We start from the raw sequence: 20899 nt of genomic DNA, 5'->3' as shown, positions 1-20899 counted from the left end.
CCGCCCTCGCAACATCGGCCCTGCGCACCGGAATCGTGCCGCCACTCCATCGCAGCCGACTGCCGCTCTTCCTGCCGACCGCGACGATGGTCGGAGCGGGCCGCGGGATTCGCGCCAACCAAGCGAGTATCGGGGAGCGACTTGGCGCGGATCCCGCGGCCCGCCCCCTGCGGTGCCGGCTTTTGCTTCAGATACTGCCTTCGGAGGCTGAATCCCCAGCCAGCGGACCGCAGCAACCGCGCGCGCGGGGCAGCCCGGCCGCGGCGGGCCCGGTATAATTGCCGGTATCCCCGTACCCCACCCGCCCCGCGTGCCGATGCCGCGCGGCGGGCTTCGTTGCACCGGAGCCTCCATGTCGCAATACATCTACACCATGAACGGCGTCAGCAAGACCGTGCCGCCGAAGCGCCAGATCATCAAGGACATCTCGCTGTCGTTCTTCCCCGGCGCCAAGATCGGCCTGCTGGGCCTGAACGGCGCCGGCAAGTCCACGGTGCTCAGGATCATGGCCGGCGTCGACACCGATTACTCCGGCGAAGCGCGCCCGCAGCCCGGCATCAAGGTCGGCTACCTGGCGCAGGAGCCGGAGCTGGACCCGGAGAAGACCGTGCGCGAAGCGGTGGAGGAAGGCGTCGGCGAGATCCTGCAGGCGCAGGCCGAGCTGGACAAGGTCTATGCCGCCTATGCCGAGGAAGGCGCCGACTTCGACAAGCTCGCCGCGCAGCAACAGCGGCTGGAAGCCATCCTCGCCTCCGGCGATGCGCATCTGCTGGAACAGCAGCTGGAAGTCGCCGCGGACGCGCTGCGCATCCCGCCCTGGGACGCGAAGATCGGCCCGCTGTCCGGCGGCGAGAAACGCCGCGTGGCGCTGTGCCGGCTGCTGCTGTCCAAGCCCGACATGCTGCTGCTCGACGAGCCCACCAACCACCTCGACGCCGAGTCGGTGGAATGGCTGGAGGAATTCCTGGCCCGCTACTCCGGCACCGTCGTGGCCGTCACCCATGACCGCTACTTCCTCGACAACGCCGCCGAGTGGATCCTCGAGCTCGACCGCGGCCGCGGCATCCCGTGGAAGGGCAACTACAGCGACTGGCTGGTGCAGAAGGAAGACCGCCTCAAGCGCGAGGAGTCGCAGGAGAAGGCGCGGCAGAAGGCGATCGCCCGCGAGCTGGAGTGGGCGCGCAGCAACGCCAAGGGCGGCCGCTCCAAGGGCAAGGCGCGCCTGGCGCGGATCGAGGAGCTGCAGTCGGTCGACTACCAGCGCCGCAACGAGACCAACGAGATCTTCATCCCGCCGGGCGAGCGCCTGGGCAACTCGGTGATGGAGTTCAAGGGCGTGACCAAGTCGTTCGGCGACCGCCTGCTGATCGACGATCTCAGCTTCATCGTGCCGCCGGGCGCAATCGTCGGCATCATCGGCCCCAACGGCGCCGGCAAGTCGACCCTGTTTCGGATGATCATCGGCCAGGAACAGCCGGACAAGGGCGAGATCGCCACCGGGCCGACCGTCAAGCTGGCCTATGTCGACCAGAGCCGCGAAGCCCTGGCCGGCAACCACAACGTCTTCCAGGAAGTCAGCGGCGGCGCCGACATCCTCAACATCAACGGCATCGAGATCCAGTCGCGCGCCTACATCGGCCGCTTCAACTTCAAGGGCCAGGACCAGCAGAAGCTGGTCGGCAACCTGTCGGGCGGCGAACGCGGCCGCCTGCACCTGGCCAAGACCCTGCTGCAGGGCGGCAACGTGCTGTTGCTGGACGAGCCGTCCAACGACCTCGACATCGAGACCCTGCGCGCGCTGGAAGACGCGCTGCTGGAATTCCCGGGCAACGTGTTCGTGATCAGCCATGACCGCTGGTTCCTGGACCGCATCGCCACCCACATCCTCGCCTTCGAGGGCGACAGCCACGTCGAGTTCTTCCAGGGCAACTACCGCGAATACGAGGAAGACAAGAAGCGCCGCCTGGGCGAGGAAGGCGCCAAGCCGCACCGGCTGCGGTTCAAAGCGCTGAAATGAGGCAGAAACGAGTGGTGAGGAGTGAGAAAAGAGGGAACCCCCGTGTATGGCAGATGTCTCCCGGCACAATGCACTGCTCTCATTTCTCACTTCTCACTCCTCACTTCTCGGTTCGGAGCGCAATGCCATGACGTTCCTGCAGAACCTGCGGCGCCGCTGGCACGACGCAGACTCCCTCGTCTGCGTCGGCCTCGACCCGGAACCGTCACGGTTCCCGTCGAAGTTCGCCAACGACCCGGATGCGGTGTTCGATTTCTGCCGCGACATCGCCGACGCCACCGCCGAACACGCCTGCGCCTTCAAGCCCCAGATCGCCCATTTCGCCGCCCTCGGCGCCGAGGACGCCCTCGCCCGCCTGATCGTGCACATCCACGCCGCGCATCCTGGCATCCCGGTGATCCTCGACGCCAAGCGCGGCGACATCGGCAGCACCGCGCAGCACTACGCCGTCGAGGCCTTCGACCGTTACCGCGCCGACGCGGTCACCGCCAACCCGTATCTCGGCCGCGACTCGCTGCAGCCGTTCCTGGACCGCGCCGACAAGGGCGTGGTGATCCTGTGCCGGACCTCGAACCCGGGCGCCGGCGACCTGCAGGACCTCATCGTGTCCGATAGCGGCGGCAACAATCGCCCGCTGTACCAGCACGTCGCCGAAACGATCGCGAGAGAGTGGAACGGCAACGGCAACTGCGTCCTCGTGGTCGGCGCGACCTGGCCGGAGCAGTTGAAGCAGGTCCGCGGGATCGTCGGCGACATGCCGTTCCTGGTACCGGGTGTCGGCGCGCAGGGCGGCGATGTCGAGGCGGTGGTGCGCAATGCGAAGACCGCCGACGGCACCGGCCTGATCGTCAGCAGCTCGCGCGCAGTGCTGTATGCGTCCAGCGGCGACGACTATGCCGAAGCGGCCGCGGCGGCGGCCAGCGCGCTGCGCGAGACGATCAACCGCTACCGCTGACGCTCAGGACATCACATCGATGAACGTATTGATCGACAGCCGCCCGGCCAGCGGGTCGGCCGGCGGTATGCGGCCGTCGTCGATGTTGCCCGAATGCAGCGAATTGCGCCGATAGACCACCATCCGGTTGAACACGCCGTCCACCCGCTCGATCTGCTCGAACAGGGCCGTATCGCCGTCGATGTAGCCGCCGGAAGGGGCGTCGCTGCTGCGGCTTTCGCCGTCCAGGCAGCGGAAGTACGCCTCGCGACGCTCCGCATCGACGTATTCGAACCCGGTCCGGCGGTGGCGATAGAAGGCGGTGCCGCCCCAGTCGCCGTGGAACAGGTAGTGCACCGTCGCCAACCCGTTGCCGGACACCGAGTCGATGTGCGGGATCCGCTGCAGGAAGGCCAGCCGTTGCGGCGGCAGGGTCACCAGCGAGTAGTGCGCCATCGGGAACCGGAACCGCCCCGTCTTGATCCCGAAGCCGTCATCCAGCAGCGGTTTCAGCAACGCTTCCAGGAAATACTCGTACGACAGCGACGCCCGCGCACGAATGCCGGGGAACATGCTGTGCTGGCCGGTGTAATGGCGGCCGGCGGCCTTGCGCACCAGCCGCTGCGGGTCGGCGACGACATTGTCGATGACCAGCAGCGGGGCCTGCTCGGCTCCGATCGCGCGCCGCTCGACGCGCAGGTCCGGATGCGGTTCCAGGATCATGCTGCGCGCGGTCCGCTCAGGCGCCGGCCGGCGCCGGCATCGGTGCGCGGCGCAGGCTCCATACCGACGGATCGGCCGGGCAGTAGCGCTCGATGAACTTCCCGTGGGACGGCATCGCCTCCACCGCCCGGTTGATCGGCTGGCGCACGGCATCGAACAGCCGCGTCAGGTCCGCATCGCCCAGCCCCCGCGTCAGCGGATGGTGGTCGCGCGGCACCACGCCCTGCCCCAGCATCACGTGGGTCCACGAATCCAGCCGGAACAGCTCGTCCTCGCCCTGCCAGGCGTAGGCGCTGTCGCGGAACACCTGGATGCGCCGCGCCAACTCGTCGGGCAGGCGCATCTCGCGGCATTCGCGCCACAGCGGCTCGTCGCGCTGGTTGAGGTGGTAATGCATGATGACGAAGTCGCGCACGTGCTCCAGTTCCGCGCGGCTGACGTCGTTGTAGCGGTCCACCATCGATTCGTCGATGCCGGCGTGCGGGAACATCTGCACCAGCCGGGTCACCGCGCTGAGAGTCAGGTGAATGCTGGTCGACTCCAGCGGCTCGATGAAGCTGCTGGCCAGGCCCAACGAGACCACGTTCTTGTTCCAGACCTTGAGCCGGCGGCCGGTGCGGAACGGCACGATCCACGGCTCGCGCACCACCGGCACATTGTCGTTGGCGGCCGCCAGCTTCGCCGCGGCCTCGTCGTCGGACATGTGCGCGCTGGAAAACACCCAGCCGCAGCCGACCCGGTGCTGCAGGGCGATGTGCCAGCGCCAGCCCGCCTCGTGGGCAATCGCGCGGGTGTAGGGCACCGGCGGCTCGACCGATTCGATCTGCATGGCCACCGCGCGGTCGCACGGCAACCAGTTGTTCCAGTCCTCGTAGCCGGTCTTGAGTGTCTGTTCGATCAGCAGGCCGCGGAAACCGGTGCAGTCGATGAACAGGTCGCCCTCGACCACCTGCCCGTCCTCCAGTACCAGCGCCTGAACGTAGCCGCTGCCCGAGTCCTGGCGCACCTCGCGGATCTTGCCCTCCACGCGGGTCAGGCCGCGGCCCTCGCACTTGCGGCGCAGGAACGCGGCGTACAACACCGCGTCGAAATGGTAGGCGTAGCTGACGTCGGCGCGCTCCAGCGCGGCCGGCTTGACCCAGCGCATGGACCATTGCTGGGCGCCGGCACCGGCCTGGTCGAACAGGGCGAAGCGGTCGGCCCGCGAGGCGACCGTCTCCAGGCAGAAATCGCCCAGTTCGGACTTCATGCCGCGACGCAGGCTGTCCAGCCAGAACTGGTGGAAGTCGCACGACCAAGTGTTCATCCCGGTCGTGCCGAACGGATGGAAGTAACGGTCGCCCGGACGCTTCCAGTTCTCGAAGGAGATGGACAGCTTGAAGCTGCCGGCGACCGAACTGAGGAACTCGCGCTCGTCGATCTGCAGCAGGCGGTGGAAGGTGCGTATCGTCGGGATCGTCGACTCGCCCACGCCGACCGTGCCGATCTGTTCGGATTCGATCAGGGTGATGTCGAGCAGGTCGCGGAACTGGTGGGTGAGCGCACAGGCGGCCACCCAGCCCGCGGTGCCGCCGCCGGCGATGACGACCTTACGGATCCTGCCCTTCTCGACGCTGTCCAAATCCGTACTCCCCGTTCGAATGGTTGTGGCGCGAGCGTCGCACCCTTCGTCCCGTGCCCCGCGGTTTTCCCCGCCGCGCCCGGATGTCGCTCCCGCCTCAGCGGTTGAGCTTGCCGATCAGCATCGCCCGCAGCTGTCGCGCCATCGTCTCGTCGACCGGCCCGAGCACGCCACGCGCTTGCTCCGGCAGGTGCGCGCCCGCCCCGTCTGCAGGGCCGAATATGTAGTGTTCGAACACCTGTTTCCAGGCCTGCTTCTCCCGCTCCGGGCGATCTCGGATCGTCCACAGCGCGTGATAGAGCGCATGCATCGGAGTCGGGATGTACGCCGGCATGCTGCTCCACCAGTAGTTGACCAGCACGTTGAATGCATCCAGCCCCTCGACGTGGTGCCACCACATGCTCGGGATGAAGATCGCATCGCCCGGCTCCAGCAGTGCCGTTTGCGCGACCGTGAGCGCTTCGCGAAAGCGCGGGTGGCGCTCGAAATCGGGCTCGACGAAATCGACCACGCTGACCGCCTGCCCGCCGGGCGTGGGCTCCAGCGGGCCGGGGTAGAGGTTGCAGATCTGGTCGGGCGGGAACAGGGTGAAACGACGCCGGCCGACGGCGACGCAGGCGATGTTGTTCGGCGCGTCGTAGTGGCAGGACGCGATCACCCGGTTGCCGATCCAGATGCTCGGCGGCGCGTCCACGCCGTGGGCGGCGAAATCCAGGTCGTTGGCCTGGCGCAGCCCCGGCAACACGCTGTCCACCGGCAGAGAGGCGAGGTAGTACGTCGGCGGGCGCGGCTCGTCCAGGAGCGAGGCCAGCTCGTCCAGCACCTGGTCCAGTCCGTTGCGGCGGACCTCGCAGTTCAGCCGGGTGAAGTCTTCCCGGTAGAAGGGCCGGCCAGCGGTCTCCGGCTCGCCCCAGTTGTACTGCACCGGCCGGCCGTTGTAATGCGAGCGCAGCAGGTCCATCGCCACCCGCGGCGATTCCAGGCCGGCACGCACCAGGCTCCAGTCGCGCGCCAGTCCGCGCAACACCACCGGCTCGCCTGCGGCCAGCAGTTCGTCGAGTGGCAGCGCGTCTGGCCCGCCGGCCTCGCGTTCGCGGACATGGGCCGTGACCCGGCCGCCGATGGCCGCGCTTGCACCACCGCTGTCTGTGACGGCCGTGCTGGTGACACCCGTGCTTGTGACACCCATGCTCATGGCGTCCATGCTACTACTCAGGCCGCCTCACGCCGCATTCTACGTCGGCCCGGTTTCGGCCTGCAGGCGCAGGCGGCGCTGCTTTTCGGCGATCAGCCGGCGCATGTTGTGCATCGAGGCCAGCACGAGAAAGGCGCCTTCAAGGAAGCCCCAGCGGTGCAGGGCATGCAGTTTGTCGGCCTCCAGCGCGGCCAGCCGTTCGCGGTCGATGCCGTACAACCCGGTCAGGTCCACGCCGTGCTCGGCATCCAGCTTGACCTCCAGCTTGACCGGCTGGATCAGGCCCATCGACTCGAACGCGGCGAACATCGCCTTGCCGCCCTCCACGCCGTCGTGGATGCCGCCCAGCACGGTGGTGATGTGCTGCAGGTAGGGGCTGTGCCCGCCCTGCGGGAGGAATACCGGCTCGCCCTCGTCGAAACTGACTCGCGGATGGTCGAGATCGACATGGATCACCGGCTCCTTGCGCAGCTCGCCTTCGTCCCACTGCTCCTGGAAGCCGATCAGGAACGGTCCCCTGGCGACATAGCCGGGCAGGTAGGCCGCGTTCCAGTGGTCTCCCTGCAGGAACAGGTTCTCCTGCTTGTCGAAGCCGAGCATCGCCACCGACTGGTATTCGCCACCTTCCCGCTCCTTGCGGAAGAAGATCGGATATTCGCGTTGCAGTTCTGCGTACTCGGTCGGGAACGCAGGCACCATGCCGACCTGGTCGCCGAACTCGCGGCCGAAGCGCGTGACCACGCGCAGGTCCTTGTGCGCCATGTTGTTGAGCAGTTCGTATCGTGCCATTTCGATTCCGTCGAGAGAGCGGACGCACGGCCCTGCCCACGATGCCAAATATTCCGGAATGGCGCAGACATCGCAAGGCGAGCCCTTGCGTTCCGCAGTGGGGAATTCGATGCCCGGCATGGCCGGGCCCGGATGCCCTCCTCGGCCATCCGGGGAGGACGACCGGTATCGCCGCTTCCACCGCGGCGGTACCGGCCCGTGCCAGCACACTGGCCTGGGCGGGATCAGAACTTGTAGCGGACACCCATCATGTAGCGCGGCGACTGATCCACCAGACGGACCATCTGGTTGTGCGATCGGGCGCTCCAGCGGACGTCCTCGCCGGTCAGGTTGATCGCTTCCAGCAACACCGAGAGGTTATCGCTGAAGTTGTACGACACGGCAAGGTCGAACTGCTGGTACTCCTCGACGAAGTACGGGTTGCGGTTGTTGCCGTTCTGGTTTGCCGCCAGCAGGTACTCGTCGCGCCAGTTCCAGGCCAGGCGGGCCGACCAGCCGTACTTCTCGTACATCAGCACGGCATTGGCGGTGTCGCTCAGGCCCACCAACGCGAACACGTCCGTGCCAGGATCGGCCGCACGGTCGATCCCCACGTCGCCTTCGACGATGGTGTAGTTGGCCAGGATGCCGAAGCCGCTGTCGCCAAAGAAGTACTGCCCGCCGATCTCCCAGCCATCGAGCGTGGCCTCGCGCTGGTTCACCGGGCGGTTGACGTCGTACATGTACAGCGGATCGTCGGCCTGGCCGAAGATGTCGAAACGGGTTTCCATGCTGATCTGCTGGGTATTGCTGCCGTCGTAGGCCGCCAGGCCGCCGGTCGCCGCGTCGTTGCGCAGCATCGCCAACGCGGTGAACAGCGTGGTGTAGTCGCCGGTGCAGCCTCTGCTCACGTTGTTGCCCGCCGCGCTCACCTGGTCGATACATGCCTGGCTGTCGATGAACGCCAGTGCCGCCTGCGCATCGGGCCCGGAGGTCGGGTCGGTGATGCCGTACAGGTTCTCGCGGACCACCGTGTTGCCGATGAAGTTGTCGACCTTCTTGCGCCAGTAGGTCACGCCCACGAAGCTGGACGGCGCGAAGTACCACTCGGCGCCGAGGTCGAAGTTCTTCGACTCCAGCGGCGACAGCGTCGGGGTCTGCGCGTTGCCGGTCGCGCGGAACTGCTCGCCGAACAGGACCGAGCCGCTGGGTCCGCCCGCGGTCGGACCCGCGTACAGATTGCCGTACGGCGGGCGGGCTATGGTCTTGCTTGCTGATACGCGGCCCTTGATGTCGTCGGTCAGGTCAATGCTGAAGTCGAGGTTCGGCAGCAGGTAGTCGTAGCTGTGTTCCTCGGAGAACGGTATCTTTTCATCCGATTGGACGTAGCCGAAGTCGTTGTTGGACATCCAGTTGATCGCGCTGGGCACCTGGATGACCGAAGTCGAGGTCAGGTCGGTCTCCTCGTAACGCAGGCCGACGACGACATTGGCCGGCATGCTGCCGAGCATGAAGTCCTGGACCCATTGGATGTAGACCGCTTTCGTCTTCTCTTCGATCAGGTCGTCGTTGTCATAGGTCGTGCGCACACGGGCGCTGATGCTGTCGCAAGCATGAGTACCATCTTCAAACTGCCACGCCGCCGGCGTGGTGCCGCTGGCGCAGGCATCCTCCGCCCACTGCGCCAGCGCGCTGGCGTCGCCCCACCACGCCCCCGTGGGCGAGCCGTTGGCGCTGAAGTCCTTGAACAGTCCGCCGATGTTGATCGTGTTCAGCAGCTCGATCATGCCCGGCGCCTGGCCGACGTCGCCCACGCCCCAGTTGCCCAGGGTCATCAGGTGGCCATGGCCGTCCACGGTCAGCCGCCGCATCGACACATCCGAGGAATCGATGCCGAACTGGAAGCGGCCACTGTCGAAGTGCAGTTCGCCATCGATGCGCCCCTGCTTGACCTCGGAATCCTGGCGGGTCGACCAGATGCGCATGATCTGGGTGCCCAGCTGCTCCGGAGGGAAGTCCGGATTGAGCACGCCATTGGTGTTGGCCTCCGCGTCGCCCTCGGTGGGGAAGAGCGTGCGCGCCATGATCGGCAGGCCGCTGTTGAACCAGTACTCCTGTGTCCAGTCGTTGGTCGCGCGATTCGGGGCGAGCCCGGCGAGGCTGAAGGCGGTGGAACTGCCGCCGGTGATCGGATCGTTCGGGCGGCTGTCGACCTTGGTGTTGTGCGCGTCGAAGGTCAGGTTGAACCGGTCGTTGACGTCCCAGCGCGCATTGAAGCCCAGCGATCCCAGCTTGGCCTCCTGTTCGTCGCGCTGCTGCTCGAAGCCGAAATCCTTGGCGCTGCCGGTGATGTCGCGGATGTAGATCGGCGTGGCGACCTGGTCGTTCCCGTCGAAGGTGACATGGCTGAGGCGGTTCTGCAGCCACATGGTCTGCTCGCCGCGGACCTGGGAAATCTCGTTGGTCGAGTAGGTGTAGTCCAGGGTGAAGGTGAAGGCATCGGTCGGGGCGAACTGCAGCACCGCCTGGCCGTTGACGCGCTCGCGCTCGAAGTCCGAGAACGCATAGCGCAGGTCGTTGGGCATGCTGTAGAGCTGGCCGATCTCCGGCGCGTTCTCGACGACGGCGCCCGGGAGCAGCTTGCCGTCGGTGCCGGTCCAGCGGGCGACGTTCCAGCCATTCTCGGTCGCCTGCACCGAGCCACCGTGACGCTTCTGGTAGCTGCCGTTCACGCCGATGCCCCAGGTCTTGTCCGGATTGGTGTAGCTGAAGATGCCGGACAGCTCGGGGGTGGCTCCGTTGTGGAACAGCGCCGACTCGTCCATCACGGCCTTGGCGCCGACATTCGCGACCACGCCATCGTGGTTCAAGGGGCGGTCGGTCAGGATATCGATGGTGGCGCCGATGCCGCCGCTTGGCGTGTGGGCGCGGCCGGTCTTGTACACGGTGACGCCACTGATCGCATCGGAGGCCAGTTGCGCGAAGTTGAAGCCACGCGTGCCCGCGCCGACGCCACCGATTTCCAGGCCGCCGCTGCTGAAGCCGTCGGCGCCTGGGATCTGGCGGCCGTTGAGCGTGATGAGGTTGTATTCGGGACCGAAGCCGCGCGCGGTGACCGTCGCGCCCTCGCCGTCGCGGCGCTCGATCGAGATGCCGGTGATGCGCTGCAACGATTCGGCGAGGTTGGTGTCCGGGAACTTGCCGATGTCCTCGGCACTGATCGCGTCGACGATGCCGGTGGCGTCGCGCTTGATGTTCATGGCGTGCTCGAGACTGTTGCGGATGCCGATGACGGTCACCGCATCGAGCGTGGTCGCATCCGGCACGGTCTGCGTCTGCGCCTCCTCCTGGGTGTCCTGGGGTTCCTGCGCGAAGGCGGGATTGATGATGATCGCGCCGCCGACGATGGTGAACAGGGCCTTCGACTTGAATCGCTTGAACTTGTCGTGATTCATGGGCGTGCCTGATTCCTGGCTGATGGATGGATGGATGTGCGCATCGAGCGCCCGCTTTTTCAGCGACCTTTCAGCGGCACCGATTACCGGATCCGAGATCCTGGCAAATCGCATCGCTGGTCTTGAGATACCGACTCATTGCGACCGCCGCCTCGGGGGCGCAGAGGCGCACTGTCCGCAAGCTCACGAAAGACGCGGGAGCGGATGCGGATGTCGGTCGGTGGGAGGTCCGGCCGTGCCGAACCGGTCAGTAAGCAGATCGGGCATGGCGTTGCGCCGCTTCGGCTTCGGACGCGCATACCGGCCCGGCCTCGCAGCCGATGGCCCGGGTTCCAGCCTTTCGTGTCGCAGGTAATTCATCGTCTCCCTCCCTTTTTGCGTCGAACCGGATCACGTGGCCCGGTCCTGATAGCGCTGTCAATTGCTTGCAAAAGCCCCCTGCAGATCATGTTTGCCACGCGACGGGCATCGCCCGCAGGCGGCGCCGATCCTCAGGTGCAGGTCGGAAGGCGCGCCGCGCCGCCTGCGCGCCGCCGCCGAACAACGATGCCCCCGGACTTCCCGGCCCGGTTGCCCGAACCCTCGTCCGCGCCGGACTGCGTCGATTCCCCTGCGCACTTCCTGGACATGTCTCCCTCCTCGAGCGGGGCAGCCATCGCATCGCTCGCACCGGCGATGACAACGCTGCCAAGTGTTACCGCTAACACTTCTCTTTTTGTTTGTCCAGCACGACCCGCCGCAACCGCCGTTCGGTTGCAGACGTAACGGCCTCGGGCGGGCAAATCCGTCGTTGCAACGCAGGACTCGAGCGCCCGAAATCCGACGGCGGACGCTAACTTGCAGCGTCCGGCCGCACAGGTGCAAAGCTCGTAACGGCGCCATTGATACCGGTAGCATCGAAACCTGCCGCAGCGCACGGCCGGGCGGCGACCGCGGTCACGCCGCCGCGTCGACGGGCCGGCTCTGTCGACGCTGCCGAAACCAAGCCCGGGGCCGAATGTTGTGCATTGCACCACCATTTTCCGCATGTTTCGGCCGCGCAGCGCGCCTCTGCCCGGCGGCCTCGGGCGGCCTCGTCAATCCCGTTTCCAGCCACACGGGCATCGCCCGCACCACGTATTCCTACGGGACGATGGCGCGGGCGACGGCGCGCAGGACCGCGAACGGGAAGCGGAGCCAGATCATCGCGTAGACCCCGGCGCGCACCGGCAACCCGCGCCGCGGCGCCTCGAACTTGCGGAAGTAGCGCGCCAGTCCGCGGTGCTTGTGCCATTCGACGAACAGCGGCCGCGAACGGCTGGAGACGCCGCGCACGTGCACCACGCGGACGTCGTTGGCGACACCGACGTACGCGCCGGCCCGGCGCGCGCGCCGGCACAGGTCGAGATCCTCGGCGTGCAGGCGGTAGCCTTCGTCGAAGCCGTGGATCCGCTCGAACAGCGCGCGCGGCAGCAGCATCAGCGCGCCCGAGACCGCTTCGACCGGCTGCAGCGGCTGCGCCGGATCCACCGCGACATCGAGCGCACGAGTCGAGGCGGCCAGCAGCATGGCGCCGAAGTCCGGATCGCGGCGGCGTGCGGCACCGTCGGGCGTGCCGGCCTCGTCGACCAGATCGGCGCCCAGCAGCGCCTCGCCCGCAACCGCCTGCGCATGCGCCCGCAGGCGTGCCAGCGCGTCCGGTGCCGGCAGGCAGTCCGGATTGATGAAGGCGATCCACGGCGCGTCGCAGGCGCGCGCACCCTGGTTGCAGGCCGCCCCGAAGCCCGGGTTGTCGGGATTCGCGATGAAGCGCAGGCGCGGATCGGCGGCGGCATGGCGCTGCACGATCGCCAGGGTGCCGTCGCGGGAATCGTTTTCGACCACGCGGATCTGGACCACGCCGTCGGCCGCGCGCAGCCGTTGCAGGCAATCGTCGATGGTCGAGGCGCTGCGGTAGGTGACGACGACGGCGGCGATGCCGTCGGGGGCGAGGGCGGGGACGCTCATGACCGGCGCCTCATCCTTTCCGCGTTTCCGCGGGTGCCGTGGCGGCTCCGTCATCCGGGTCGGTGGGCGGCGGCGGCTCCTGCCGGGCGGCGGCCGCTGCATTCGGCGTCTTCGGCGCCGGGTCGCGCGCGTTCGGCGCCGCGGGGAACAGCTCGCGCTGCGGCGGGCGCGTATCGAGCCGCGCGCAGTGGCGCGACAGAAGCTCGCGGCAGTCGCCCAGCGGATCGCGCATCAGGAAATTCGCCAGCCGTGCGTGCCAGTCCGGCCAGCGTGCGGCCAGCACCTCCATGTCGCCCTCGCCCGGGCCGCCCTCGCCGCCGCGGGCGACGAACGCGGTCTCGCACAGCGCGTTGCGCCAGCCCAGGCCGGACAGGCGCAGTGACAGGTCGATCAGCGCCGCATACCACGACACATAGCTGCTGGCGTCCAGGCCGCCGGCCTTGCGCCGGGCGCTCCCGCGCAGCAGCACCGCATGCCCGACCGCAGCCGGCAACTCCGGATGCAGCGGCGGCAGCGCATCGCAGGCGCGGGCGAGGCGGTCCAGGTCGTCCGGGATCGGCGAGATCTCGCCGATCCGCGGCCAGGCCGCGCTCTCGCCGGCATTGCACCAGGGCGTGGCGGTGGCGATCGAGGCGTCGCGGGCGAAGCAGGCGACCAGCGCGGCGGCCCAGCCCGGCGCCGGGATCGCGTCGGGTGCGAGCACCAGCACGTCGGCGTCGCCGCAAGCGGCGAGCGCCTCGTCCAGGTGCGCGACCTCGCCGATGCCGCGCTGGCGACGGCTGTAGTCGGCACGCAGCCGCGTGCCCGCCAGCCAGCGCTCGACGATCGCCAGTCCGCGCGGACCGGCGCGCGCGTCGTCGGCGAGCCAGACGCGGGTGCCCGCCGAGGTGCCGGCATCGAGCGCCGCCAGGCAGGCGTCGAGCGCGTCGTCGTCGGCGCCGAGCGGCAGCAGTACGACCGGCAGGTCAGTCATACAACATCATAGGCTGATTCACTACCTAGGCTGCGCTTTGCGTCGACCCCTACGGGCAGGCCATGAGTAACCCCTGCGCCCTGCCAAACTGAAGATAAAACAGACCCGAATCCCTTAGCGGAAAAGGGGACCCGCACAAATGACCGCACACTTTGAATTCATACGGGCTCACCCACTACAACACGAATTCAGACTAAAGCGAAACTAATCAAACTATTTTTAGCTTATTGCGCATCGCACTTAATCAAAAATCACAAGGCTGGATAGCAACTGCATGCCACCCCCCAAACTCAATCGCTGAACTGTAACTGATATATGCATTTCCTACAGGAGACCCTCCCCCATATACACAGTTAAAGTTTGCTTGATGCTTCGCCTTTGTTTCTGTTCCAGATTGATCCGTAAAGTTATTAATATAATGGCCTTCCACATTCCGAATCACTGCTGACACAGGAAGTGCAACCATTACTGTAAAGATCAGACCCCACGTATATTTCCGATTCATTTCATTTCTCCTTGGCTGAGGTAGGATTACTCAGCAATTCCACGCTTCCATGTGGCGCGTTATTGTTTTGTTAACTTTGGTGCTTTTTTTTACTTTCTTTTCTATGTGTGATCTAAATCAAGGATGAATTAGACGCTTGACTGCCTTGAATTCTATAGGTGCTGCTATCTAGTCTTCCCTAAGTGGTTCCAAAGAGCGGAAGCGGCGGCCGTACTCGTCGGTCAAGCGGCGCGCTTCCGCCGGATTGCGCACGATGGTCGGGGTCAGCAGCACGATCACCTCGCTGCGCTCGTTGCGGGTGCGCTGCTGGCCGAACAGGCCGCCGATCACCGGCAGCCGGCTCAGGCCCGGGAAACCGGTCGAGCCGCGGGTGGAGCCGTCGCTGATCAGCCCGGCCAGCATCACCGTGTCGCCGGCCTGTACCGCGGCCTCGGTCTTCATGTAGCGGGTGTCGATGCGCACATTGCCGTTGGCATCCACCTCGCTCTGCGGTGAGCTGACTTCCTGCGCGATGTCGAGGAACACCATGCCGTCTTGGGTCACGCGCGGACGCACCTTGAGGATGATGCCGGTATCGAGGTACTGCACCTGGCTGATCGCGTTGTCGCTGCCGGCGATCGGGTTGATCGAGACCGACGATACGGGAATCCGGCTGCCGACGTTGAGCTCGGCTTCGGCATTGTTGCGCACGAAGATCGACGGCGTCTGCAGCAGACGCAGGTCTGTCACCTCGTCCAATGCGGAAATAATCGCCGCCGCGTTGCGGCCGAGGAAGGTCCAGCTCAGTCCGGGTCCGACGCTGCCCGTCGTCGTACCGCTGATGTTCCCGGCCAGGCCGCTCCAGGTCGTTCGCCGGAATGCGTCCGGCAAGCCAGCATCGGTTACCGCGCGCTCGAAGAACCAGTTGACGCCGTAGCGCAGGTCGCCGGTCAGCGTGACCTCCGCCACCTGCGCCTCGATGTGCACCTGCATCGGCATCACGTCGAGGCGCTCGACCACATCGCGGATCGACTTCCACGCCTGCGCGGTGGAGCGCACCAGCAGGGTGTTGGTCTCCTCCACCGCCGACACGCCGACCTGGTTGCCGTCGACCTCGAGGGTGACGCTGCCCGAGCCGGGGCCGCTGTCGCCGAGTTGCAGCTGACCGCCGCTGCCGCTACCGCCGCCAGTCGTCCCGCCGCCGCGGCTTTGGCTGCGGCTCCCGCTCCCGTTGCCGCTGTCACCGCCGATCGGAACGGTGCTGTCGCGCCCGCCGACGCCGCTGCCGCGCACCTGGGTCGACTCCAGCCCCGGCATCAGCGAGGCGCTGCCGCCGCCGCTGCGGCGGCCGCCGCCGGCGCCGAACACCTCGGCCAGTCGGTCGGCCAGGTCGATGGCCTTGACGTACTTGAGTTCGTAGGAATACAGGCGCGCCTCGCCGCCGGCACTGTCGATGCGCTCGAGCCAGCGCTGGATCTCGTCCAGGTAGGCCGGCTGCGCAGTGATCACCATCACCGCGTTGGCGCCCTCCAGCGGCATGAAGCGGAACATGCCGGCCACCGGCGAGCCGCTATCCTCGCCGAACACCTTCTCCAGGTCGCCGACCACCTGCGCGGCGCTGCCCGAATCGATCGGGAACACGCCGACCGACATGCCGGACAGCCAGTCGACGTCGAAGATCTCGATCGTGCGCAGGTAATTCTCGAGTTCGGAGCGGCTGCCGGAGATGGTGATCACGTTGCGCGCGTTGTCGACGCCGACGATTGCATCGGGCCGCGCGTAGGGCTCCAGCACCTTCTCCATCTCGGTCGCGGAGATGTAGCGCAGCTGCACCGTGCGCGCCTCGAACCCGCGGGCGCCGGTGGCGGTGCCGGTGCGCGGCGCCACCGTGCCGGTCGCCACCGCGCCGTCGGCGGGGACGATGTTGTAGCGGCCGTCGCTGTAGATCATGCGCGCGTTGTTCCAGCCCAGCACCATCTCCAGCAGGCTCAGCGCCTGCGCCGGGCTGACCGGCTTGGGCGTGCCCAGGGTCACCGTGCCCTGGACTTCCGGCGCGATCACGTAGTTCTGGCCGAGCATGTCGCCGAGGATCGCCTTGACCACCGCATGCACCGACTCGCCCTCGAAATTGAACTGGGCCGAGCCGCTGGTGCCGCCGATGCCGGGCGGCGGCGAGGCCGCCGCGCTCTGGTTGATCACCTGGCCGGTGCCACGGCGGATCTGCGCCTGTGGCAGGCCGTCGTCCTCCAACTGCTCGGCCTGCACACCTTCGGACGACGAACGCGCCAGCTCGCCTTCACGGCGCACGTCGGGTACCGGCACCGTGGCGCAGGCGGCGAGCAGGGTGGCGAGAAGAGCGGCGATCGCCGCCTTGGTCGGGGTGGGAAGCTTCATTGCATGCACTCTACGGGTTCTGCTGCCGGCCTGCCGGTGGCTGCTGCGCCTCCTGGCGCAGCCGCGCGCGACGGGCTTCGATGCGTCTGCGGATCGCCTCGGCCTGCGCTGCCGGGGTGATCTCCTGGGCTTCGGCTTCGGCTTCGGCGGCGGCTGTTTCGGCCGCTTCGTTGGCGGCGGCTTCGGCGCCGGATTGCGGCGGCGGCGGCGGTTGCGGCGCCCGGCGCGCCGGCGTGGCGGCCGGCGGCGCGGGCAGGCGCTGCGCCCGGCGGTCGTCGCCGCTCGTGATCGGCGTCGGCGGCTGTCCGCCGACGCCGTCGAACACCCGCAACTCCAGCGTGCGTTCACCTTCGGGGCCGGCGAACACCGCGCTGCGCGGCGCGACCGAGAGCAGCGACCATGCCGGCGCGGTGCGCGGCGATTCGCCGACCTTCACCCGCAACGGCTCGCCGCCCTCGCGCGGCTGCACGATCGCCATCTGCAGGCCCGGCGTGATCAGCACGCTGGTAAGCACGACATCGAATTCACCGGGGCCTTCCTCGCCTTCGGCCTGTGGCTCGAGGAAGAACGGGCGGTGGCGGCGGTCGCTGGCGAACAACGGGCGCTCGCCGATCTCGGTGTACTGCGACAGCGGCCCGAGACGCTCCTCGGCGCCGGCGCTGCCCTGCGGCAGCGGCTGCAGCAATGCCGGGTCCTCCGGCAATGGCTGGACCCGACCGCCAAGGCCGAACAGCGCCAGCAGCCAGACGCAGACCGCCCACAGCGCCATCGCCGCCAGCAATCGGGTACGGGCGCCGGCGGTGTCAGCGCGCATCGGCGCTCCCCGGCAGCGGCTGCAGATAACCGTAGAGGTCGAAGCTCACGTCCAGGCCGAGGCCCTGGTCCACCTGCTCGGCGGCCATGTAATGCGCCTGCGAGAGGATGTTGAGGTTGTCGACGAACAACCGCGGCGAACCACTCTCCAGCGCGTGCAGCACCGCCGCCAGTTCCGGGCTGCCGCAGCGGATGCGCGCCTGCACCACCACCCGCGGGAATCGCTGCTGGCGCACGTCGCTGAGCGGCGAGCGGTTGATGATCGCGCAGCTGCGGTTGCCCGGGCTGGCCTCGAGCACCGCGGTCTCCAGCCGTTGCACCAGCGCTGCGGTGGCCAGCTCCGGGCTGCGCTCGGGCAGGAAGCCGGGCAGCCGCGCCACCTGCTCCTGGAAGACCTCGGTCCGCTCGCGCAACTGCGGCGCCTGCGACAGCACCATGCGCGCGCGCAGGTCGCGCTGCTGCAGGGTGTCGATGCGCTCGCCGAGTTCCAGCATCGGCCGCGTCCACCAGGGATGGATCAGCACCAGATAGCCCAGCGCCAGCAGCGCCAGCAGGATCGCCAGCGCCACCCAACGCTCGCGGTCAGCGATCTCGTTGCGCATCGGCACCTCCCGTGTCGGCCGCTGCCGCGTCGCGGGCCGGCGCCGCCGGCGGTGCGGCCACGGCGACCTCCGCGGTCAGGGTGAAGCGGTCACGGCGGCTGCGCGGGTCGGGCTGCAGCGCACCGGTCAGGGCCGGCGAACGCCACAGCTGCGAATCCTCCAGTTGCTTGATCAGCGCCGAGGCCTCGTTGCTGAGGCCGATCAGCAGCAGGCGTTCGTTCTCGATCGCCAGCTTCTCCAGATAGGTGTTGTCGGGCAGGCGCCGGCTCAGTTCGTCCAGCAGTTCGACCATGGTCGGGCGCGCGGCGCGCATGTCCTCGAGATAGCGCATGCCCTCGATCAGGTCGTCCAGCTGCTGGCGTTGCGCCGAGACGGCACGCGCCTGCTCGATCCGTGGCTGCGAGGCCTGCGCGAAGACCTCGGCGGCGGCGCGGCGGTTTTCGAGGATCTGCCACAGCCCCGCCGCCGCCGCGATCACGGCGACGACGGCCAGGGCGAGGTTCCAGCGCTGCCACGGGTCGGCCCGGCGGTGGCGGCGCGCTTCCGGCAACAGGTTGATGCCGAGGGTCTCGCCGCGGCCGTCGTCGAGGTCGGCGCCGGCCAGTCCGTCGGCGAGCGGGCCGAGCGCGGCGAGCGCGGCATCCAGCGCCGCCCGCGGCACGACCACCAGCTCGACATCGAGCTGGCCGTCGTCGCGCCGGCCGAGCAGGCGCGCGTCGAAACAGACCTCGGTCGCGGCGAACGGTGTCTGCCTGTCGATCTCGAACCCGAGCACTTCGCGCAGCCGGTCGGCCGCCGCCGCCGGCAGCGCCATGCGCCGGCGCAGCCCAGCGGACACCGGCAACAGCAGCCAGCGCGGCAGTTCGGCGGCCTGCGGCCGCAGCACGCGGCCCAGCAGATCCTCGTCCGGCGGCGATGCCGGCCACGGCAGATGGCCAAGCGCGCGCGGCTGTCCGCCACGCTCCAGGATCACCGCCAGACCGTCGCCTTCGCGGCGCAGCAGCAGCCGCTGCTCCACCAGTCCCAGCACTTCCCGCGCCCGCAACGGCAGCCAGCTGAGCAGCGCCCCGGTCCACCACGACCAGAAGCCTTGCACGCCCGGACGCAGCCGCCCGCCGACGCGCCCGAAACGCTGCCGGATCGAAGGTCGCGCAGCGATGTCGTCGGCGTCAGCCATCAGGTGCCGAGGTCCCCTCCTTCCAGCGCAATGGCGTGTAGACCGCGCCCGGCAGACCATTGCTGCCCATGCGCACCACCGCCTGCAAGACCGCGTCGCGGCCGTCCGGCAGCCGCGCGCGACTGTCGATACTATACGTGCCGGTGCCGCCGCCCACGAGGTCCGGTTCGAGTTCCGGGCCCGGTGTTTCACCGCGCTGGGCGAGGAACGGTGCCGCGTCGACGCCCATCGCCTGCAGCACCTCGGCGCCGGCGAAGCGCTGGTCGGGCACCGCCTGGCCGCTGTGCACCGTCACGTGCTCGGCGAGGCCGGCGTACAGGTCCGCGGTCATGCCCAGCACCAGCTCCAGTTCGGCGACGCTCTCGAACGGTGCGTCCTTGGCGCCGTACGGCAGCCCGGCGGCGGTGTACTGCGGATCCTCGGTCGCGCCCTGCGGCTGGCCGAGGTCGTCGGCGTCGCGCCAGTCCATGATCGCGCCGGCCAGCGCCTCGGCCTGGCCGGGATCGGCACCGGCCACCCGCAGCAGCGCCGACAGCAGCGGCTGGTCGGCCGCGTTCAGGTCGACCTTGCCGCTCTCGTCAACGATCCGCACTCGCAATGGCGCGCCGGCGAAGGTCCACGCGTAGTCGCGGCCGTCCGGCAGCCAGCGCGTGGCCGGATTCGGGTCCGACAGGCGCGCCATCGCGTACTCCAGCCCGGCGCGCGCGGCCTGGTCGCCGGCCACGCCGCGATGCAGCACGCGGCCCTGCATGTGCTCGATCCGCGCCGTCAGCGCGAACGCGCCGACCAGCGCCGTCAGCAACGCGATCAGCCACAGCACCAGCAGCAGCGCGGCACCGCGCGTGCGTGTCCTCGTCTTCGCCGACGCAACACGCCTCATGGCGCCACTTCCTGCAACGCGTCGTCCGCGATCCGGCCGCTGCCCTGCGGCAGCGCCACCACCAGCACCGGCCAGGGACCGTCGCGCTCGCTTTCCACTTCCACCCGCACCTGCACCGGCAGTTGCTGGCTGGCGGTCCAGGCGTCCAGCCAGCCGGTCAGGCGGCCGTCCTGGTTCAGCCCGCGATAGCTGAAGCGCACGCCGGACAGGCCCGTCGCCAGCGGCTCCGGCGGACGCGGATCGCGCTCCTCCACGGTCTCGCCGGCCAGCACCGTGGAGAAGGCGACCTGCAGGCGCACGCCCTCGTCGTCCCGGCCGACGTCGATCTCGTGCAGCGCCGGGCCGCCGCGGCCGAGGTAGTTCGGCTGGTCGGCGACGAAGCGCATCCGCTGCGATTCGCCGAGGAAACGGACCGGGGCACCGGTACGCTCGTCGACGGCGAAGCTGATCGGCTGCGCCGAGACCAGCCGCCGGCGCAGGAAACCCTCGGCGGCACGGATGCGCTCGCTGCGCCGCGCCAGGTCGTCGCCGCGCTCGACGGTCGCGGTGGCCGCGCGCAGGGTGGCGAAGGCCAGCGCCAGGCCCGCCGCCAGCAGCACCGTCGCCAGCAGGATCTCGATCAGGGTGAAACCGCGCTGCCGTCCACCGCGCTCCCGTCCACCTACCGAACCCGCGCCAATGATGCCGTCGCCACGGCTGACACTAATGAATCGCCCATCCAAACCGCTTTTCGGCTCCCGTCCACCGCGCGCCCGTCCATCTACCGAACCCGCGCCAATGATGCCGTCGCCACGGCTGACGCCGCGCTGCCACCCTCCTGCCATTCCCGCGCCAGTGATGCCGTCGCCACGGCCGACGTCAATGAATCGCCGGCAGG

General features: G+C 68.3%; 16 protein-coding genes. 2 read left to right on the top strand and 14 right to left on the bottom strand.

Annotation, left to right across the window (positions count from 1 at the left end; genetic code table 11):
* The first annotated feature begins 352 nt into the window (after positions 1-352).
* Entirely contained in the window at positions 353-2017 is a 1665-nt protein-coding gene (ettA, locus tag AB5T46_RS00970) for an energy-dependent translational throttle protein EttA (RefSeq protein WP_370561933.1), read from the top strand.
* A gap of 127 nt (positions 2018-2144) precedes the next feature.
* Positions 2145-2972: an orotidine-5'-phosphate decarboxylase gene (pyrF, locus tag AB5T46_RS00965; protein ID WP_370561932.1), complete on the top strand. Its 828-nt coding sequence runs from the start codon at positions 2145-2147 to the stop codon at positions 2970-2972.
* A 3-nt stretch (positions 2973-2975) separates the two neighbouring features.
* On the opposite strand, the gene AB5T46_RS00960 is transcribed toward pyrF, so the two are convergent.
* The 14 genes from AB5T46_RS00960 to AB5T46_RS00895 all read right to left on the bottom strand — a co-directional run bounded on the left by AB5T46_RS00960 (position 2976) and on the right by AB5T46_RS00895 (position 20702).
* Positions 2976-3674, bottom strand: a complete 699-nt coding sequence (locus AB5T46_RS00960) for a DUF6445 family protein (RefSeq protein ID WP_370561931.1) — start codon at positions 3672-3674, stop codon at positions 2976-2978.
* Between the two features lie 16 nt (positions 3675-3690).
* The gene (locus AB5T46_RS00955) at positions 3691-5295 is read right to left on the bottom strand and encodes a tryptophan halogenase family protein (RefSeq protein ID WP_370561930.1); all 1605 of its coding nucleotides are present in this window, start codon (positions 5293-5295) and stop codon (positions 3691-3693) included.
* 97 nt (positions 5296-5392) lie between these two features.
* Positions 5393-6484, bottom strand: coding sequence for a cupin-like domain-containing protein (locus AB5T46_RS00950; RefSeq protein ID WP_370562423.1), 1092 nt, complete (start codon positions 6482-6484; stop codon positions 5393-5395).
* A 45-nt stretch (positions 6485-6529) separates the two neighbouring features.
* On the bottom strand, positions 6530-7279 hold the full coding sequence (locus AB5T46_RS00945; protein ID WP_370561929.1) for a SapC family protein: 750 nt from the start codon (positions 7277-7279) through the stop codon (positions 6530-6532).
* A 224-nt stretch (positions 7280-7503) separates the two neighbouring features.
* Positions 7504-10713: a TonB-dependent receptor gene (locus AB5T46_RS00940; protein WP_370561928.1), complete on the bottom strand. Its 3210-nt coding sequence runs from the start codon at positions 10711-10713 to the stop codon at positions 7504-7506.
* A 1122-nt stretch (positions 10714-11835) separates the two neighbouring features.
* Positions 11836-12699 (bottom strand): glycosyltransferase family 2 protein, encoded by an 864-nt coding sequence (locus tag AB5T46_RS00935; protein ID WP_370561927.1) that lies wholly within the window; start codon positions 12697-12699, stop codon positions 11836-11838.
* A 10-nt stretch (positions 12700-12709) separates the two neighbouring features.
* Positions 12710-13672 carry a glycosyltransferase family 2 protein gene (locus tag AB5T46_RS00930; protein WP_370561925.1) on the bottom strand — a complete coding sequence of 321 codons (963 nt, stop codon included), beginning with the start codon at positions 13670-13672 and terminating at the stop codon, positions 12710-12712.
* 244 nt (positions 13673-13916) lie between these two features.
* Positions 13917-14177 (bottom strand): hypothetical protein, encoded by a 261-nt coding sequence (locus AB5T46_RS00925; RefSeq protein ID WP_370561924.1) that lies wholly within the window; start codon positions 14175-14177, stop codon positions 13917-13919.
* Between the two features lie 168 nt (positions 14178-14345).
* Positions 14346-16550, bottom strand: a complete 2205-nt coding sequence (gene gspD, locus AB5T46_RS00920) for a type II secretion system secretin GspD (RefSeq protein WP_370561922.1) — start codon at positions 16548-16550, stop codon at positions 14346-14348.
* A gap of 10 nt (positions 16551-16560) precedes the next feature.
* Positions 16561-17364: a hypothetical protein gene (locus tag AB5T46_RS00915; protein WP_370561921.1), complete on the bottom strand. Its 804-nt coding sequence runs from the start codon at positions 17362-17364 to the stop codon at positions 16561-16563.
* Entirely contained in the window at positions 17354-17965 is a 612-nt protein-coding gene (gspM, locus tag AB5T46_RS00910) for a type II secretion system protein GspM (protein WP_370561920.1), read from the bottom strand. The genes AB5T46_RS00915 and gspM overlap by 11 nt, the downstream gene beginning before the upstream one ends.
* Positions 17946-19142, bottom strand: coding sequence for a PilN domain-containing protein (locus AB5T46_RS00905; protein WP_370561919.1), 1197 nt, complete (start codon positions 19140-19142; stop codon positions 17946-17948). The genes gspM and AB5T46_RS00905 overlap by 20 nt, the downstream gene beginning before the upstream one ends.
* Positions 19135-20022 carry a type II secretion system minor pseudopilin gene (locus tag AB5T46_RS00900; protein WP_370561918.1) on the bottom strand — a complete coding sequence of 296 codons (888 nt, stop codon included), beginning with the start codon at positions 20020-20022 and terminating at the stop codon, positions 19135-19137. Before AB5T46_RS00900 ends, AB5T46_RS00905 begins: the two co-directional genes overlap by 8 nt.
* On the bottom strand, positions 20019-20702 hold the full coding sequence (locus AB5T46_RS00895; RefSeq protein WP_370562422.1) for a prepilin-type N-terminal cleavage/methylation domain-containing protein: 684 nt from the start codon (positions 20700-20702) through the stop codon (positions 20019-20021). Before AB5T46_RS00895 ends, AB5T46_RS00900 begins: the two co-directional genes overlap by 4 nt.
* Between the last annotated feature and the right edge of the window lie 197 nt (positions 20703-20899).

The organism is Luteimonas salinilitoris (assembly GCF_041300785.1).
GTDB lineage: Bacteria > Pseudomonadota > Gammaproteobacteria > Xanthomonadales > Xanthomonadaceae > Luteimonas > Luteimonas salinilitoris.
The sequence above is the reverse complement of the archived record's forward strand: the minus strand, read 5'-3'. Positions and strand labels throughout refer to the sequence as shown.

What these genes read in the sequence shown, in the direction of transcription:
- AB5T46_RS00930 (WP_370561925.1), bottom strand. Translation starts at nt 13,672, where the DNA reads ATGACTGACCTGCCGGTCGTACTGCTGCCGCTCGGCGCCGACGACGAC.
- AB5T46_RS00950 (WP_370562423.1), bottom strand. Translation starts at nt 6,484, where the DNA reads ATGGGTGTCACAAGCACGGGTGTCACCAGCACGGCCGTCACAGACAGC.
- AB5T46_RS00925 (WP_370561924.1), bottom strand. Translation starts at nt 14,177, where the DNA reads ATGAATCGGAAATATACGTGGGGTCTGATCTTTACAGTAATGGTTGCA.
- AB5T46_RS00915 (WP_370561921.1), bottom strand. Translation starts at nt 17,364, where the DNA reads ATGCGCGCTGACACCGCCGGCGCCCGTACCCGATTGCTGGCGGCGATG.
- AB5T46_RS00900 (WP_370561918.1), bottom strand. Translation starts at nt 20,022, where the DNA reads ATGAGGCGTGTTGCGTCGGCGAAGACGAGGACACGCACGCGCGGTGCC.
- ettA (WP_370561933.1), top strand. Translation starts at nt 353, where the DNA reads ATGTCGCAATACATCTACACCATGAACGGCGTCAGCAAGACCGTGCCG.
- gspM (WP_370561920.1), bottom strand. Translation starts at nt 17,965, where the DNA reads ATGCGCAACGAGATCGCTGACCGCGAGCGTTGGGTGGCGCTGGCGATC.
- AB5T46_RS00905 (WP_370561919.1), bottom strand. Translation starts at nt 19,142, where the DNA reads ATGGCTGACGCCGACGACATCGCTGCGCGACCTTCGATCCGGCAGCGT.
- AB5T46_RS00960 (WP_370561931.1), bottom strand. Translation starts at nt 3,674, where the DNA reads ATGATCCTGGAACCGCATCCGGACCTGCGCGTCGAGCGGCGCGCGATC.
- AB5T46_RS00940 (WP_370561928.1), bottom strand. Translation starts at nt 10,713, where the DNA reads ATGAATCACGACAAGTTCAAGCGATTCAAGTCGAAGGCCCTGTTCACC.
- pyrF (WP_370561932.1), top strand. Translation starts at nt 2,145, where the DNA reads ATGACGTTCCTGCAGAACCTGCGGCGCCGCTGGCACGACGCAGACTCC.
- gspD (WP_370561922.1), bottom strand. Translation starts at nt 16,550, where the DNA reads ATGAAGCTTCCCACCCCGACCAAGGCGGCGATCGCCGCTCTTCTCGCC.
- AB5T46_RS00935 (WP_370561927.1), bottom strand. Translation starts at nt 12,699, where the DNA reads ATGAGCGTCCCCGCCCTCGCCCCCGACGGCATCGCCGCCGTCGTCGTC.
- AB5T46_RS00945 (WP_370561929.1), bottom strand. Translation starts at nt 7,279, where the DNA reads ATGGCACGATACGAACTGCTCAACAACATGGCGCACAAGGACCTGCGC.